General features: G+C 61.3%; 12 protein-coding genes and 2 pseudogenes. 4 read left to right on the top strand and 10 right to left on the bottom strand.

Going from position 1 to position 16,751, the window contains the following annotated elements:
- Positions 1–77: 77 nt before the first annotated feature.
- Genes ABTV22_RS12030 through mexE form a run of 3 tightly spaced genes read right to left on the bottom strand, consistent with a single transcriptional unit; the run spans position 78 to position 5,944 of the window.
- The gene (locus ABTV22_RS12030) at positions 78–1,496 is read right to left on the bottom strand and encodes an efflux transporter outer membrane subunit (RefSeq protein ID WP_433740368.1); all 1,419 of its coding nucleotides are present in this window, start codon (positions 1,494–1,496) and stop codon (positions 78–80) included.
- Positions 1,493–4,672: an efflux RND transporter permease subunit gene (locus ABTV22_RS12025; protein WP_433740366.1), complete on the bottom strand. Its 3,180-nt coding sequence runs from the start codon at positions 4,670–4,672 to the stop codon at positions 1,493–1,495. Before ABTV22_RS12025 ends, ABTV22_RS12030 begins: the two co-directional genes overlap by 4 nt.
- Positions 4,673–4,684: 12 nt before the next feature.
- Positions 4,685–5,944: a multidrug efflux RND transporter periplasmic adaptor subunit MexE gene (gene mexE / locus ABTV22_RS12020; protein WP_433740364.1), complete on the bottom strand. Its 1,260-nt coding sequence runs from the start codon at positions 5,942–5,944 to the stop codon at positions 4,685–4,687.
- A gap of 203 nt (positions 5,945–6,147) precedes the next feature.
- Between mexE and ABTV22_RS12015 the strand changes: the two genes are divergently transcribed.
- Positions 6,148–6,699 (top strand): TetR/AcrR family transcriptional regulator, encoded by a 552-nt coding sequence (locus ABTV22_RS12015; RefSeq protein ID WP_433740362.1) that lies wholly within the window; start codon positions 6,148–6,150, stop codon positions 6,697–6,699.
- A 198-nt stretch (positions 6,700–6,897) separates the two neighbouring features.
- Here the strand turns inward: ABTV22_RS12015 and ABTV22_RS12010 are convergent.
- From ABTV22_RS12010 to ABTV22_RS11995, 4 genes and pseudogenes are all read right to left on the bottom strand, one after another.
- Positions 6,898–7,434 (bottom strand): annotated as a pseudogene (locus tag ABTV22_RS12010) (methyl-accepting chemotaxis protein); the annotation flags it as partial.
- Positions 7,435–7,806: 372 nt separating this feature from the next.
- Positions 7,807–8,817: pseudogene (locus ABTV22_RS12005) on the bottom strand (PDC sensor domain-containing protein); the annotation flags it as partial.
- A 423-nt stretch (positions 8,818–9,240) separates the two neighbouring features.
- Positions 9,241–9,579 carry a hypothetical protein gene (locus tag ABTV22_RS12000; protein WP_433740360.1) on the bottom strand — a complete coding sequence of 113 codons (339 nt, stop codon included), beginning with the start codon at positions 9,577–9,579 and terminating at the stop codon, positions 9,241–9,243.
- A gap of 190 nt (positions 9,580–9,769) precedes the next feature.
- Positions 9,770–10,270 (bottom strand): winged helix-turn-helix transcriptional regulator, encoded by a 501-nt coding sequence (locus ABTV22_RS11995; RefSeq protein ID WP_433740358.1) that lies wholly within the window; start codon positions 10,268–10,270, stop codon positions 9,770–9,772.
- 99 nt (positions 10,271–10,369) lie between these two features.
- Between ABTV22_RS11995 and ABTV22_RS11990 the strand changes: the two genes are divergently transcribed.
- Both ABTV22_RS11990 and ABTV22_RS11985 read left to right on the top strand, forming a co-directional pair.
- Positions 10,370–11,005: an isochorismatase family cysteine hydrolase gene (locus ABTV22_RS11990; RefSeq protein WP_433740356.1), complete on the top strand. Its 636-nt coding sequence runs from the start codon at positions 10,370–10,372 to the stop codon at positions 11,003–11,005.
- Positions 11,002–12,588 carry an aldehyde dehydrogenase (NADP(+)) gene (locus ABTV22_RS11985; protein ID WP_433740354.1) on the top strand — a complete coding sequence of 529 codons (1,587 nt, stop codon included), beginning with the start codon at positions 11,002–11,004 and terminating at the stop codon, positions 12,586–12,588. Before ABTV22_RS11990 ends, ABTV22_RS11985 begins: the two co-directional genes overlap by 4 nt.
- 81 nt (positions 12,589–12,669) lie before the next feature.
- On the opposite strand, the gene ABTV22_RS11980 is transcribed toward ABTV22_RS11985, so the two are convergent.
- A complete protein-coding gene (locus ABTV22_RS11980; protein ID WP_433740352.1) occupies positions 12,670–13,737 on the bottom strand; it encodes a GGDEF domain-containing protein in 1,068 nt (355 codons plus the stop codon).
- Between the two features lie 365 nt (positions 13,738–14,102).
- Here ABTV22_RS11980 and ABTV22_RS11975 point away from each other — a divergent pair, with 365 nt between their 5' ends.
- Positions 14,103–14,276, top strand: a complete 174-nt coding sequence (locus tag ABTV22_RS11975) for a hypothetical protein (protein ID WP_433740350.1) — start codon at positions 14,103–14,105, stop codon at positions 14,274–14,276.
- 83 nt (positions 14,277–14,359) lie between these two features.
- On the opposite strand, the gene ABTV22_RS11970 is transcribed toward ABTV22_RS11975, so the two are convergent.
- Positions 14,360–14,557, bottom strand: a complete 198-nt coding sequence (locus ABTV22_RS11970) for a YbdD/YjiX family protein (RefSeq protein WP_247254983.1) — start codon at positions 14,555–14,557, stop codon at positions 14,360–14,362.
- A gap of 15 nt (positions 14,558–14,572) precedes the next feature.
- Positions 14,573–16,630, bottom strand: a complete 2,058-nt coding sequence (locus ABTV22_RS11965) for a carbon starvation CstA family protein (RefSeq protein ID WP_433740349.1) — start codon at positions 16,628–16,630, stop codon at positions 14,573–14,575.
- Between the last annotated feature and the right edge of the window lie 121 nt (positions 16,631–16,751).

The following is a 16,751-nucleotide window of genomic DNA, read 5'->3' as shown; positions in this document are numbered from 1 at the left end:
CAGTCAGCATAAAAGTTGAATGACAGATTGCATTCGCGGGCAAGCCCGCTCCCACCGTTTTAGGGTGCTGTCGGACCTCAGTTCCTGGCTACCACCTTGTTACCACCCGCATCCCACCCTCCCCCCAGCGCCTTGTAGATCGCGACAATCGCCCGGTACTGATCGGTTTCCCCCAGTGCCTGCGCATCTTCAGCGTTGAGCCGTTCACGCTGGGCATCGAGCAACACCAGATAATCCACGGCTCCTTCTTTGTATTGGGTTTGTGCCAGATCCGCCGCCGCCCTGCTCGACTCGCTTTGCTTGATCAACGACAGCAACCGCTGCTGGCGTTTGCCGTAATCACTGAAGGCGTTTTCCGATTCTTCCAATGCCAGCAGCACTTGCTGTTCGTAGGTGGCCAGGGCGCCTTCGGCGTCGGCGTCGGCGCCGCGAATCCGCGCGCGTACGCTGCCCAGGTCGAAGGCGGCCCAGGTGATGCTCGGGCCCAGGCTCCAGGCGCGGGCCGCGCTGGAGCCGATTTGCGAACCGCGTCCGGCGGTGAAACCGAGGAAGCCACTCAGGCTGACCCGAGGGAACAAATCGGCGGTGGCCACGCCCACGTCTGCCGTGGCGGCGGCGAGCCGGCGCTCGGCCGCAAGTACATCCGGGCGACGGCGCAGCAAGTCTGCCGGATCACCGATGGGCAGTGCCTTGGCGATGGCCGGCAGGTCTTTCGGGCTCAGCGATACGCTCAACTGGTCCGGACGTTCGCCGAGCAAGGTGGCGATGCGGTTTTTCTGCCGGACCTGTTCCGCTTGCAGTTGCGGCACGCTGGCTTCGACCGCGGCCAGGCGTGCGTCAGCGCGGACCACGTCCAGTTCGTTACCGACGCCGGCATCGCGCAGGCTGACGGTCACGGCCCGTGAATCGCTTTGATTCTTGAGGTTGGCCACGGCAATTTTTTCCCGCAGTTGCGCCCCGCGCAGTTGGCCGTAGGCGTCGACCAGCTCGGCGATCATCGTCACCCGCAGTTGGGACAGGTCGGCGGCAGCCGCGTCTTCCCGGGCATCGCTCGACTCCAACGCACGCTGGATACGCCCGAACAGATCGATTTCCCAGGCCATGTCCAGGCCCAGGTCGTAGCGCTCGGTGTTGACTCGGTGCTCGGTCAGGCCCGGTACCTGTGATTTACCCTGCACGCTACTGACGCGACTGGTGACCACCGGCAGGTTGTCGTTGCTGATGTCGTCGCGAATCGCCCGCGCCGCTTTCCAGCGGGCGAAAGCCACGCGCAGATCGCGGTTGCCCTCCAGGGATTTGTTCACCAATTGGTTCAGCGTCGGGTCATCGAATTGCTGCCACCACACCGTTTCGAATCGCGTCTGATCGTAGTTCGCGGCCTTGGCATACAGGCTGTTGGCCGGCGGCGTATCGGGGGTCTTGTAGTCCGGGCCCACGGTGCAGGCGGCCAACGCGGTCACCAGGAGGCTGGGTAGAAAGAGCTTCAGAGCATTCATGGTTGCACCTCCAGGGTCAGCGCGTGGGCTTGCTTTTTAGCGGTCTTGCGTTCGATGTAGCGGCGGATCAGGACGAAGAACACCGGGGTCAGCAGCAGGCCGAAGAAGGTCACGCCGAGCATGCCGGAGAACACCGCGACACCCATGGCCCGACGCATTTCCGAACCGGCGCCGGTGGAGGTCACCAGCGGTACCACGCCCATGATGAAAGCGAACGAGGTCATCAGGATCGGCCGCAGACGCATGCGGCACGCGTCGAGCACGGCGTCCAGCGGCGACAGGCCCTGGTCCTGTTTGTCCTTGGCGAACTCGACGATCAGGATCGCGTTCTTGCACGCCAGCCCCACCAGTACGATCAAGCCGATCTGGGTGAAGATGTTGTTGTCGCCCTTGGAAATGATCACCCCGGCAATCGCCGACAACAGGGTCATGGGCACGATCAGGATCACCGCCAGCGGCAGGCTCCAGCTTTCGTACAACGCCGCCAGCACCAGGAACGCCAGCAGCACGCAGAGCGGGAACACCAGCAGCGCGGTGTTGCCGGACAGGATCTGTTGGTAGGTCAGGTCGGTCCACTCGTAGGTCATGCCGTTGGGCAACTCTTCCCTGAGCAGTTTTTCAATGGCGGCTTGCGCCTGGCCGGAGCTGTAGCCGGGGGCTGCGCTGCCGTTGATTTCGGCGGTGAGGAAGCCGTTGTAGTGCGAGACCCGATCAGGCCCCGACGTCGGGCTGACTTTGACGAACGTCGCCAGCGGGATCATCTCGTCGCGATCGTTACGCACCTTCAGCTGGCCGATCTGCTCCGGCTCCTGACGGAACTGCTGCTCGGCCTGCACGTTGACCTGATAGGTCCGGCCGAATCGGTTGAAGTCGTTGGCGTACAGCGAGCCCAGGTACACCTGCAAGGTGTCGAAGATGTCGTTGATCTTCACGCCGTGGGTCTTGGCTTTTTCCCGGTCGATGGCGGCTTCAACCTGCGGCACGTTGACCGTGTAGCTGGTGAACAGGTTGGCCAGTTCCGGCACGCTGCGGCTCTTGGCGATGATGTTCATGGTTTCTTTGTACAGCTCGTCGTAGCCCAGGTTGCCGCGGTCTTCGATCTGCAGGCGAAAGCCACCGATGGTGCCCAGGCCTTGTACCGGTGGTGGCGGGAACACGGCGATGTAGGCGTCCTGGATGCCGCCGAACTTGCCGTTGAGCGAGGCGGAAATCGCCTTGGCCGAAAGGCTCGGGTCTTTGCGCTCATCGAACGGGCTCAGACCGATGAAGGCGATGCCGGCGTTCGGGCTGTTGGTGAAGCCATTGATCGACAGGCCGGGGAACGCCACGGCGCTGTCGAAACCCGGCTCGTTCATGGCGATGGTGCTCATGCGACGGATCACTGATTCGGTGCGATCAAGACTGGCGGCATCCGGCAGTTGCGCGAAGGTCACCAGGTACTTCTTGTCTTGGGTCGGCACGAAGCCGGTTGGCGTGGTGCTGAAGCCCATGTAGGTCATGGCGATCAGGCCGGCGTAGACCAGCAGCGCCACGCTGCTGCCCCGAATGACCTTGCCCACGGCGACCATGTAGCCGTGACTGGCCCTGTCGAAGAAGCGGTTGAACGGCTTGAACAACCAGCCGCCGAACACGCGATCCAGCACTTTGGAGAAACGGTCTTTCGGCGCGCCATGGGCCTTGAGCAGCACTGCTGCCAGTGCCGGCGACAAGGTCAGCGAGTTGAATGCCGAGATCACCGTGGAGATGGCAATGGTCAAGGCGAACTGTTTATAGAACTGCCCTGTCAGGCCGGAAATGAACGCCGCTGGCACGAACACCGCGCACAGCACCAGCGCCGTGGCGATGATGGGACCGGTCACTTCGCCCATGGCTTTTTTGGTCGCTTCGACCGGTTCCAGGCCGGATTCGATGTTGCGCTCGACGTTCTCCACCACCACGATCGCATCGTCGACCACGATGCCGATGGCCAGCACCAGGCCGAACAGCGACAGCGCATTGAGTGAGAAGCCGAGCAGATGCATCACGGCAAACGTACCGATCAGCGACACCGGTACCGCCACCAGCGGAATGATCGAAGCGCGCCAGGTTTGCAGGAACAGGATCACCACCAACACCACCAGGATCAGTGCTTCGAACAAGGTGTGCACCACCGCCTCGATCGAGCTGCGCACGAAGATGGTCGGGTCGTAGACGATCTCGTAGTCCATCCCTTGCGGGAAGTTCTTCTTCAGCTCGGCCATCTTCGCCCGCACCTGGTCGGAGACGTCGATGGCATTGGAGCCCGGCCGCTGGAAGATCGGCATGGCCACCGCTTCCTGGTTGTTGAGCAAGGCACGCAAGGCGTATTGGTTAGAACCCAGCTCGATGCGGGCAATGTCCTTGAGGCGGGTGATTTCGCCATCCGGTCCACTGCGGATGATCACGTTTTCAAACTCTTCTTCAGTGACCAGCCGCCCCTGGGAGTTGATCGACATCTGGAAGCTGGTGGCATTGGGTGCCGGCGGCGAACCCAATTGCCCCGCGGCCACCTGACGGTTCTGTTCGCGTACGGCGTTGACCACATCGGTGGCGGTGAGATTGCGCGAAGCCGTTTTGTCCGGGTCGAGCCAGATACGCAACGAGTAGTCGCCGATGCCGAACATTTTCACATCGCCGATGCCATTGAGGCGCGCCAGCTCATCCTTGACGTTGAGGATCGCGTAGTTGGACAGGTAGAGCATGTCGTAGCGTTTGTCCGGCGAGGTCAAGTGCACGACCATGGTCAGGTCGGGCGACGCCTTGTCCACGGTGATACCGATGCGCGTCACTTCCTCGGGAAGCTTGGGCTCGGTGCGAGTCACGCGGTTCTGCACCTGCACCTGAGCGTTGTCCAGGTCGGTGCCCAGGGCAAAAGTCACGGTGAGGGTCAGGCGACCGTCCGCCGTGGACTGGGACGACATGTACAGCATGTTTTCGACGCCGGTGATCGCCTGCTCCAGCGGCGCGGCCACGGTTTCGCCGATCACCTTGGGGTTGGCCCCCGGATAGTTGGCGTGGACCACCACGGTGGGCGGCACCACTTCCGGGTATTCGCTGATCGGCAGCTGGAACAGCGAGATGGCCCCGGCGATCAGGATCAACAGCGACAGCACCGCCGCGAAGATCGGCCGCGTGATAAAGAACTGAGAGAATTTCATGTCGGTGTTCCTTTATCCGCGAGGAGTGAGCGCGGCATCCGTCTTCACCAGCGCAGGTGATTTGACGGAGGCCGGGGCCGAAATGGACGGTTGATTGCCAGCTTCGATGGCCTGCCGTTGACGGGTCAGGGTGACGACGGTGTCCGGGTCGGCCATGGGTGCATCCTGCGGGGCGACCACGGCACCGGGGCGAACCCGTTGCAGGCCGTTGATGACGATGCGGTCCTCTTTCTGCAATCCGCTGCGCACGATGCGCAGGCCTTCGAGCTTCGGCCCCAGCTCGATGCTGCGGTACACGGCCTTGTTGTCCTGATCGACCACCAGCACGAACTTCTTGCCAAGGTCGGTGCCCACCGCTTCGTCCTTGATCAGCAAGCCGGCATAGGCGGCGCTGCCCACCAATTTCAAGCGGGCGTACAGGCCTGGGGTGTATTGGCCATCGGCGTTGTCGAACACCGCGCGACCACGAATGGTGCCGGTCTTCGGGTTGACCTGGTTATCGACGAAGTTCATCTGCCCCAGGTGCGTGTTGCCCTCCTCGTTCGACAGGCCCATGTACACAGGCGTCGTCTGGCTGCGCTGGCCTTGGCGGGAAAGTTCGGTGTACTTGAGGAACAGGCGCTCGTCGGCATCGAAATAGGCGTAGACCTTGTCGGTGGAGACCACGCTGGTCAGCGCCGTGGTGTCGGCGGTGACGATGTTGCCGGCGGTGATTTCGGCGCGGCTGACGCGGCCACTGATCGGTGCGGTGACCCGGGTGAAGCTCAAGTTCAGGCGCGCCAGATCGAGCTGCGCCTGGATGGCATCGACGCCGGCCTTGGCCTCTTGTGCGGTGGTGGTGCGGGTGTCTGCCAACTCGGCGGAAATCGCGTTGCTGCCCAGCAGCCGTTGACCGCGCTGCGCTTCGTTGGCAGTGCGCACCAGCGTGGCCCTGGCTTGTTGCAGCTGGGCTTCGAAGCGATGCACTTCGTGTTCGAACGGTCGAGGGTCGATCTGGAACAGCAAGTCGCCCTTCTTCACCAGCGCGCCGTCGGTAAAGGCGACCTGTTCGATCTGCCCCGACACCCTTGGACGGACCTCGACAGTCTCCGGCGCTTCCAGCCGGGCAGTGACTTCATCCCACTCGGTGATGGGCTGCTCGATCACCTTGGCGACGGTGACATGAGGCGCCCCCGGTGTGTTGGCGGCAACAGGCGCGCGGTCGCACGCGGTGAGCATCGCAAGGGCCAATGCGGCAACGGGAAAACGCAACGCTTTGAGTGACTGTTCCATGGGGTGTATCCGCCAGAGGTTAGGAATGTGGGCAGTCTCGGCCTCATGCGAAGCGTCGACGAATTGATTGCAATGAACATGGAAATCGCTATTGATGATTACCATCATGTATTTGCGCTGACGATATATTACGACCATAATCATTACAAGGTGTTTGGCGACGACGTGCACACAGCAGGCCTGCCTGGCCTCAGGAGCAGCTCATGAAAGTGACAAAAGACCAAGCCGCGGCGAACAAAGAGGCGATCCTCACCGCCGCCTCCCGGCTGTATCGGGAAAAAGGCATCGACGGCATCGGGATTGGTGAGCTTTCACGCTCGGTGGGGCTGACCCATGGCGGGTTCTACGGGCAGTTTCCCGGCGGTAAGGAACAGTTGGCGTCGGAGGCCGTGGCGCGGACATTCGAGACCAATATTCGCAATTGGCAAAACGCCAAATCGATTCCCGAACTGGTGAAGCGCTATCTGACCCAGAAGCACCTGGACAACTGGACCGAAGGCTGCGCGATTCCGGCGCTGGCGGCTGATGTGGGCCGCACCGGCGGCAGCGTCAGCCAGTCTTTCACCCAGGGCATCGAACACTTCATTGAAATTCTGATGCCATTGGTCGAAGGCGACAATCAGGAAGAAAAGCTGCGGCAGGCGCAGCAGGTCATTGCATCGATTGCCGGTGCCATGCTGATTGCCCGTGCGGTGGACAAGCCTGAGTTGGCGACGCAGTTTTTGGCGTCGGTGGTTGATGCCTGGCAATCGTGAGGGCGCCAGGGTCTTCACATTCCAACACCTCTTTGTGGCGAGGGGATTCATCCCCGTCCGGCTGCGAAGCAGTCGTAAATCCTGCCAACTCGATTTATTTGATCGGGCGCATGGGGACGCTGCGCGACCCAACGGGGATAAATCCCCTCGCCACAGGGTGTACCTGAGCCGTTTTCGGCTCAGGCATTGGCCCATGTATTAATCCCTGAATTGCGTCAACTGCTGGCTCAGCGAGCCGGCCTGATCGCGCAGTTGCAGCGATTGATCGAGCAGGCTGCGGATCGCCTGGTCGTTCTGTTCGGAGATGCGGCTAACGCCCTGAATGGCCACCGACAGTTGCTCGCCCGTTGCCGCCTGGCTTTGGGTCTGGCGCGCCACTTCGCTGATGCGCATCAGGATGTCCTGGGCATGCTGGCGGATCTGATCCACGCCCTGGGCCGACGTGGTCAGCTGCACCACCCCCAGACGCACCGCTTCGCCAACTTGCTGCACATTGGCCACGGTGTTGCGCACATCCGAACCGATGGCCCCGATCATCTCGCCGATTTCGCCGGTCGAACGGCTGGTGCGTTCGGCCAGTTGCCGCACTTCATCGGCCACCACGGCAAAACCACGGCCCTGCTCCCCTGCCCGCGCCGCTTCGATCGCCGCGTTGAGGGCCAACAGGTTGGTCTGGTCGGCGATGCTGCGAATCACCGCGATGATCCCGGCGATCTGCTGCGAGCGTTTTTCCAGATCGCCCACGGCGCCAGCAACCACGTCCATGGTCTGGTCGATATGGGTAATGCCGGCCAGTGTGTGGCTCATGTCGGTGGAGATGTTGGTGGTCAGCACTTCGGTGTTGCGCGCCAGTTGCTCGACGTCCTCGGCTTGCTGGGACATCTCGGTCACCGAATGCGCCAGTGCCGTGACGCCGCTGGCCATTTCCTCGGTGGCGGTGTGTTGTGACGTCGCCCGTTCGGCAACGGCCTGGGTGGTATCACCCAGGTGGTTGGAGATCTGCATCAGCGTCGTGCTGCTGTGGCGAATCGAACCCACCAGATCGCCCAGGCGCTGGATGAACTGGTTGAACGCCCCGGCCAGCTTGCCGGTTTCATCGCCGCTGCGCTGCTCGAATCGCAGGCCCAACTCGCCTTCCCAGGCCTGGATGCCAACCGTCAGACCGGAGAGCGGGCGAATCTGCCAGGCCAGCAAATGCCACAGCACAATGGCCAACACCAACAAGGCAACCAGGCCAATGATCACTGCGGTGTAGAGGAAATGATTGATGCCGGCCATGGCTTCGGCCAGCGGATAAGCAACCATCAAGGCCCAGTTGTTCGGTGCCTTACCGATACGCACTGGCTGCAACACGTAGCCCCAGCCATCGCGTTCGAAACTGTAGGGTTGGCCAGCCTTGATTGCGTCCTTGGCGGCGCTGGGCAACTCGTCGGCCGGCTTGCTCAGACGCTTGGCATCGGGATGGCTGGCATACAGACCGTCGCTGGACACCAGCGCGCCATAGCCTTTGTAGGCATCGATTTTCGCAAGTTGGCGGTTGATGCTTTCCAGCGGAATATCCACGCCCGCCACGCCCACCGCTTTGCCACCCTCCAGCAGTGGCACCATGATCGACACCAACATCACCTGCTGGCCCGCGCCGGCGCTGTAGGCATAGGGTTCAGATGCCCATGGCTGGCGGGTATGCAGCGGACGGTAGTAATACTGGTTGTCGGCGTTTTCCGGGGAATAACCGCTCAAGGCTTCGGATTTCACCGTGCCGCTGGAACGGTTCCACCAAGTCAGGTAGCGACCCGTCGCGTCATGATTGGGCTGGTTGACGTATTCACTGTCCTTGCCGTCGAAGGCGTTCGGTTCCCAATACTGCCCAAGCCCCAACAGCTTGGGATTGGCTTCGAACAACTGACGGGTCAAGGCGTCGGCGGTTTTGCGGTCGACCTGCTGCTGTTGCAGCGCGGTGGCGACGCTGGCCAGGGATTCGGCCACGGTGAAACCGGTGCCGAGTTCGACCTCCACTTCCTTGGCATTGGCCTTGACGATGGTGTCGACCAGGGCAAAGGTTTCTTTGACGGAGGAGCCATAGGCGATGTAGGCGATGGAACCGAGCAACAGTGCCATGACCACGACGGTTCCAATCAGCGCCGTCCAGAACAGCTTGAAGTGCAGTGAGCGATTAGGCATAGGCATTCTCGAATGAGCGATACGTCAGCCAGCACAGCCCGCGCGAAGATGTGAATGCAGCAGCCCTGCTGGCCAGTGATTTATAATTGATATTATATGGCCACTATATCGAGACCCACAGACCTGACGCAACCAAAATGAACAGTCGTTCAATCAGGGGGAATGTTTGGAGAGAATGCGCTGTCAAACAACGCGCAGACAGGCATGACAGTGCCTCTGTGGCGAGGGGATTCATCCCCGTCCGGCTGCGAAGCAGTCGTAAAACTTGCCGACTCGATCTATTTGATCCGGACGCAGGGGCCCGCTGCGCGACCCAACGGGGATAAATCCCCTCGCCACAGGGTTAGTCGTCGCTTGTGGTCAGAGGCACGCCTGCGCAGCGCGTTCGAGGCTGGACGGCCCGAACGTCGAGGCCAGCAGCGCGCGTTCGTACACAAACACCTTGCCGCCCTCCGATGTCTTGTAGGCCTCAAGCACATCATTGGCCGTGACTTTGCTCGCCACCACGATTCGGTAACTGCGCTGGTTTTCCGAGACCGTCGCGTTCAGCGAGTTTTCCTTGAGTTTGGGCAAGATGCACTGCGCATAGTCCGCAGGGGCTTTATGGGTCTGCAACGTCAGTGTCGGGGCGTTAGGCGTGGAAGCACAGCCCGACAGCAGCAGGGAGGCGGCAATTGCCAGTCGAGTAAAAATCTTCATCGCGCCAGATCCTGGGGAGTGTTTGGGATGGGCGCGATTTTCCTTGTTTGCGGCGGGCAACAGAACTTGCGATGAATGATTGTGACTATTACGTGAAGCGATAGTAGGAGCTGCCGCAGGCTGCGATCTTTTGATCTTGCTTACTAAAAATCAAAAGATCGCAGCCTGCGGCAGCTCCTACAGAGTGCGTTCAGGGTTTGGCTTTGAACGCTTCGAGCCTGGCGGCCCGCTCCTCGACATAAGCCGCCGTAGGCTCACTGACCAACTCTTCGCGGCGCAACACTTCCCCGCAATGCCCGCACAGCGGCCCAAGCCCGGCGTCGTGCCCGCACGACTTGTGGGTGTAACGCACGGCCAGTTCCTCGTCCTCTGATTTGCACCAGGTTTCCCCCCACGCCCGCAGTGCCAGCACCACCGAATAAAACGCCTCGCCCTTGGCCGTCAGGTGGTACTCGTAGCGCAGTGGCCGCTGGTTATAGGCGCGGCGCTCGACCATCCCGTCCGCTTCCAGGCTTTTCAAGCGCCCCGCGACCATTTGCGGCGTGCCGCCGGTCTGCGCCTGGATCTCGTCGTATCGGTGGTTACGCATGAACAATTCGCGCAGTACCAGCACCGTCCATCGATCTCCGACGGTGTCTTCGGCCCGTGCAATCGGGCACAGGGTATCGGGACTACTCTTTTTTACGGCCATGCAGGCTTGCCTCTTTACCAGTAACTATGATTATCATATCTTCAACCTGCCGAGGCAAGACCACGGCACAGGTCAACCCCCACCCGTGGAGAATTCGTCATGTCGAATACTGCCTACCCGCTCGATCGCACCGCCTACCTGCTGGTCGATCCCTACAACGATTTCCTGTCCGAAGGCGGCAAGGTATTCCCCTTGCTCAAGCCGATCGCCGAGCAAAACGGTTTGCTCGACAACCTGCGCAGCCTCGACGCCGCTGTGCGCGCCCTCGACATTCAGGTGGTCATCGTACCGCACCGTCGCTGGGAGAAAGGCGACTATGACAACTGGGATCACCCAAGCCCTTCCCAGTGCAAGATCCAGCACATGCACCACTTCGCCCGTGGCGAATGGGGCGGCGAATGGCATCCGGATTTCGCGCCAAAGGCAGGTGACATCATCGCTTCGGAGCATTGGGGTTCAAGCGGGTTTGCCAACACCGACCTGGATTTTCGCCTCAAGCAAAAAGGCATCACCCACGTGATCATCGTTGGCCTTCTTGCCAACACCTGCATCGAAGCCACCGCCCGTTATGCGCAGGAACTGGGCTACCACGTGACGTTGGTGCGCGACGCCACCGCGGCGTTCAAACCGGAAATGATGCACGCAGCCCATGAATTAAACGGCCCTACATTTGCCCATTCGATCGTGACGACGGAGCAACTCATCGCCACCCTCAAGCAGCGAGACAACGCATGAAACTGACCGGAAACCTGTTGATCGGCGCCCATGAAATCCCTGCCAGCGAAGGCACGATGAAAGCCCTCAACCCTGCAACCAGCCAGCTTATCGAACCGGACTTCGCCCTCGGTGGCGTCGCCGATGTCGACCTGGCTGCAACGCTTGCCGACGAGGCCTTTGACCACTACAGCCACACCCCGCTGGCCGAGCGCTCGGCATTCCTTGAGCGCATCGCCGATAACCTCGACGCCGTGACCCAGGAACTGGCGGCACGTGCCGCGCTGGAAACCGGCTTGCCCGAAGCCCAGCTCCAGGGCGAAGCGGTCAAGGCGGCCACTCAGTTCCGCCAGTTCGCCGATGTGGTACGCAAAGGACGCTTTCTGCACTTGGCCATAGACCCGGCACAACCTGATCGCCAGCCACGGCCACGTATGGATCACCGTCTGCAGAAAATTGCCATCGGCCCGGTGGCTGTTTTCGGCGCGAGCAATTTTCCCATCAGCTACTCGGTTGCCGGTGGCGACACCGCCTCGGCGTTGGCGGCGGGCGCGACGGTCATCGTCAAGGCTCACAACGCTCATCCGGGGGCCTCGGAAATCCAGGCCCGCGCCATCCGCCAGGCCGTGCACGACAGCGGCTTGCCCGAAGGTGTGTTCTCGATGGTGCGCGGCGGCGGCAACGCCATCGGCGAGGCCCTGGTCGATCACCCGCTGGTCAAGGCCGTGACCTTCACCGGCTCCGAACAAGGCGGCATGGCGCTGTATTGCCGCGCGCAGTTGCGCCCTGACCCAATCCCGGTGTTTACCGAGATGACCAGCGTCAACCCTACCTTCATCCTGCCCCAGGCGCTGGCCACCCGTGGCGCGCAGATCGGTGACGGGTTCGTCGAGCGCATGTTGGTCAATGTCGGCCAAGCCTGCCTCAAGCCGGCGATTTTGATCGCGGTTGAAGGTGCCGGCTTCGAGGCATTGCGTGCGGCCATGGTCAAGCGTGTGACTGACGCGCCGGCACGGCCGATGCTGACACCGGGGATTCACGGGGCGTACATAAGTGGGCTCGATCAATTGCAAAGCGCGGGCGCACACCTGGTGACCGTGGGTTCGCTGGCCCATGGCGACCTTGATGGCCGATCCGGGTTGCTTGAAGTGGACGGTCAGGGTTTCCTGGCCGAGAAGGCACTGGCCCACGAAGTGTTCGGCCCGGCGGCGTTGCTGGTGAAGGTCAAGGATGAGGCTCAAATGCTCGCGGTCGCCCGTGCCCTGCGCGGTCAGCTCAGTGCGACGATGCACCTTGAACAGGACGATATGGAACTGGCCCGGCGCTTGTTGCCGGTACTGGAGCGGCGCACCGGGCGGATTGTGGTCAATGCTTTCGCCCATCCGCAGGAAGTGTCCTTCGCCACCATTCACGGCGGACCGTTCCCGGCCTCATCGGACAGTCGCTTCACCTCGGTGGGCATGACCTCGATCGAGCGTTTCCTGCGCCCGGTGACGTATCAGGGGTTTCCGGATGCGTTGTTGCCTGAGGCATTGCGTGAGCTCAATCCCTTGGGGCTGCCGCGCAGCGTGGACGGTCAGGTCGCAAAAAGCGCGTTCCTGTAGGAGCAGAGCTTGCTCGCGATGGCGGTGGGTCAGTCACCACTCAGGTATCTGACACACCGCCATCGCGAGCAAGCTTCGCTCCTACAGGGGATTGTGTTGATTCGAGGTCAGGGCAAACACCCGGTTTCGCCCATTGCGCTTGGCCTGATACAACCCGTCATCAGCTCGGGTCAGCAGGCTTTCCATGTCATCGCCGGCCTCCACGTAGGCCACGCCGAACGACGCCGTGACGGTATCGAGCACCGTGTCGGTGCCCCGCGCCTTGATCCGCAACGACTGAACCTTCAAACGCAATTGCTCGGCAAAGGCACAGGCACTGTCGAGGTCGGTGCAGTCTTCAAGCACCACGCAAAACTCCTCACCGCCGTAACGCCCGGCAAAGGCATTGGGCGTCAGCGCGCCGCGCAACACCTGGCCGACATGCTGCAGCACCCGGTCGCCCATCAGGTGACCGTATTGATCATTGAATTGTTTGAAGTGGTCGATATCCAGCATCACCAGCGCAACACGTCCAGTGCCCTTGGCCAATGACTTTTCCAGCAAGCGGGTGAAGGCCGTGCGATTGAGCAGCTCAGTCAGGCCGTCCAGGGTCGCAGCTTGTTGCGCGCGTTCCAGTTTGTCGCGCAGGGTCTTGATCTCGCTTTGCGCCGCCTGCAACTGCGCGAGAAAGTGCTCCTGCTGACTTTGCATCAGCCGGGTGCTCTGCTGCAGCTCGCTCAGGATGCCCGGCAAGCGATCGCTGACCGGCGTTTCAAGCATCTCCAGGCACTGCCCGAGACGGTTCTGGAAATTGACACTGCCCTTCACGCTGCGCGAGACATCGCGCTCCATGCCATCGACCAGATTGATGACCTGTTGCTGCTCGGCGCGGGCATCCTCGAGCTCGTCACGAATGATGAACTCGCGAAACAACCGGGTCGCAGACTCTGGCGGGCAACCGTCGAAGTCCCTGACCACGCGATCCAGACGGCGATTGAGTTCCGGCTCCTGGCCTTTGCTGTAGGTGTACCACAGCGCGTAATGCACTGGATTGGGCGGGATGTTGTGGCGAACCATCAGGGGTACGGCTTGCTTGAGCAGCGCCACCGCCTCGCGGGAGTCTTCCGGATAAAGCGCTAAAACATTCGCACGCGAGTCTGATGGGCTCATGGATTCACTATGGTTGTTAATCATTGGCATTTGTGAACGCGATGAGCATACCGATACACATGGCAAAGGGCTATCCCGGCGGGCTGTAATTAGGCGTACTTCAATAACGATTTTTGCGGGTGGTGCTGATGCAGCTCAAGGGGCACAGTGAAAATGAGTCGCTCAGAAAAGCGCCGACGATGGTCAAGATATCGGCAAGCCCGCCGATAAAGCAGACGCAAGGCTTGGTCCATGGATCCGCCCGCCGAAGCGGCTGGCCGATTCAACACTCGGCATTGTCATGAAAGAGTACGATGATCAAAATAATTGATCTGCTGGAGGGATGCCGGCGTTCATGAAGACAGTTTGCCGCGTGAGGAAACGCCATGCTCCTGAAAGTCCTGATCTGCTGGCTGCTGTTGGCAATTGCCATCGCCGCGATCCTGTGTCGTTTGATTCACAAGGCCAAGGTGGCTGATCGAGCGTTGCGGATACAACGCACGGAGCTATCGCCCGACAGACAAAAAATCGATGCCCGGCGCTCGCCTGGTGATTATTAAAGTTACCGAGCGGTGCGAGCGCGTTGCGGCACTACCGTTATCGATAAAAAAACCCGGCCTTTGAGCCGGGTTTTTCTATTCACTCAACAACACTTGGGCCCTGCCTTGCTGCCGTAACGGGCTTCCTGGCGTTCGCGGAAGAACGCCTCGTAGTCCATCACCGGCTGGTCCGGGTGTTTGTTTTGCATGTGCTCGACGTAGTTGTCGTAGTCGGGCATCCCCACCATCAGGCGCGCGGCCTGACCGAGGTATTTGCCCAGGCGACTGAGGTCATTGAACATGCGCAAGATCCTCGATCACGCTTGTGGCACTGGCTGGAATGGCGCTTCTTTATCCGTACGCTCCTTTTTGCCCCAGGCGGCTACACCGACCTTGAGCGCAAAGAACAGGATGCTGAACACCACGAACAGGAACAGCGCCGTCAGCGTTGCGTTGGTGTAGGCGTTGAAGATCACGTGCTGCATCTGGTCGATGCTCTTGGCCGGGGCCAGCACCTGACCGTTGGCCAGGGCATCGCTGTATTTTTTCGCCAGGGCCAGGAAGCCGATGGCAGGGTTGGCGTCGAACAGCTTGATGAAGCCGGCGGTGGTGGTGCAAATCAGCAGCCAGACGGCTGGCAGCAAGGTCACCCACACGTAACGCTGGCGCTTCATTTTGATCAGCACCACGGTGCCGAGCATCAGCGCGATACCGGCCAGCATCTGGTTGGAGATGCCGAACAGCGGCCACAAGGTGTTAATGCCGCCCAATGGATCGATCACGCCCTGATACAGCAGGTAGCCCCACATGGCCACACAACCGGCGGTGGCGAGCAGGTTGGCGGTCCAGGATTCGGTGCGCTTGAGCGCCGGCACGAAGGAACCGAGCAAGTCCTGCAGCATGAAACGTCCGGCGCGGGTCCCGGCGTCCACGGCCGTCAAAATGAACAGGGCTTCGAACAGGATCGCGAAGTGGTACCAGAACGCCATGGTGTTCTCACCCGGCAGCACGTGGTGCAGGATCTGCGCGATACCCACCGCCAGGGTCGGCGCACCGCCGGCACGGGCCAGGATGGTGGTTTCACCGATGTCGTGGGCCACTGCTTGCAGCGCCTCAGGGGTGATTGCAAAGCCCCAGCTGCTGACGGTTTGCGCGACGGCAACGGCATCGGCACCGACCACGGCGGCCGGGCTGTTCATGGCGAAGTACACACCCGGATCGATCACCGAAGCGGCAACCATGGCCATGATTGCCACGAAAGACTCCATCAGCATGCCGCCGTAACCGATGTAACGAGCATGGCCTTCGCTGGCCAGCAGCTTGGGCGTCGTACCGGAAGCGATCAGCGCGTGGAAACCGGACACCGCACCACAGGCGATGGTGATGAACAGGAACGGGAACAGACCGCCCTTCCATACCGGGCCGGTGCCGTCGATGAACTGGGTCAGGGCCGGCATTTTCAGCTCGGGCATGGTCACCAGAATGCCGATGGCCAAGGCGACGATGGTGCCGATCTTGAGGAAAGTCGACAGGTAGTCACGCGGTGCCAGGATCAGCCAAACCGGCAGTACCGCGGCGACGAAACCGTAGCCGATCAGCATCCAGGTGATCTGCACGCCGGTGAAGGTGAAGGCCTTGGCCCATACCGGATCGGCAGCAATCTGCCCGCCCAGCCAGATCGAACCCAGCAGCAGGAACACGCCGATCACCGAAATCTCACCGATGCGACCCGGGCGGATGTAGCGCATGTAAATGCCCATGAACATCGCGATCGGGATGGTCGCCATCACGGTAAACATGCCCCACGGGCTATCGGCCAGGGCCTTGACCACGATCAGCGCCAGCACCGCGAGGATGATGATCATGATCAGGAAGCAGCCGAACAGCGCGATGGTGCCGGGAATGCGGCCCATTTCTTCACGCACCATGTCGCCCAGGGAGCGACCGTTGCGGCGGGTGGACATGAACAGGACCATGAAGTCCTGCACGGCACCGGCCAGCACCACCCCGGCGATCAGCCACAGCGTGCCGGGCAGGTAGCCCATCTGTGCCGCCAAGACCGGGCCGACCAAAGGCCCCGCGCCGGCGATGGCCGCGAAGTGGTGACCGAACAGGACGTGTTTGTTGGTCGGCACGTAGTCCAGACCGTCGTTGTTGAGCACAGCCGGGGTCGCTCGATTGGGGTCGAGCTGCATCACTTTATTGGCGATGAACAGGCTGTAATAACGGTACGCAACGAGGTAGATAGCGACAGCTGCGACGACGATCCAGAGGGCGTTGATCGCTTCACCGCGGCGCAGGGCCACGACACTCAGCGCAATCGCTCCCAGAACAGCCACGGCAAACCAGGCGAGGTGTTTAGCCAGACGGGGCATAGGGGTCTCCTGCCGACAGCCAGTGAACTGCGGCGGTAATTTTTATAATTGTGTCCGCTGTGCGGAGCTGGCCCAATATCCGCGCATGCCGTCCACAAATAAATCCGCGTTACTACGTACG

Origin of the sequence: Pseudomonas putida, from assembly GCF_050990305.1 — a bacterium.
GTDB classification, from domain to species: domain Bacteria; phylum Pseudomonadota; class Gammaproteobacteria; order Pseudomonadales; family Pseudomonadaceae; genus Aquipseudomonas; species Aquipseudomonas putida_AH.
The sequence above is the reverse complement of the archived record's forward strand: the minus strand, read 5'-3'. Positions and strand labels throughout refer to the sequence as shown.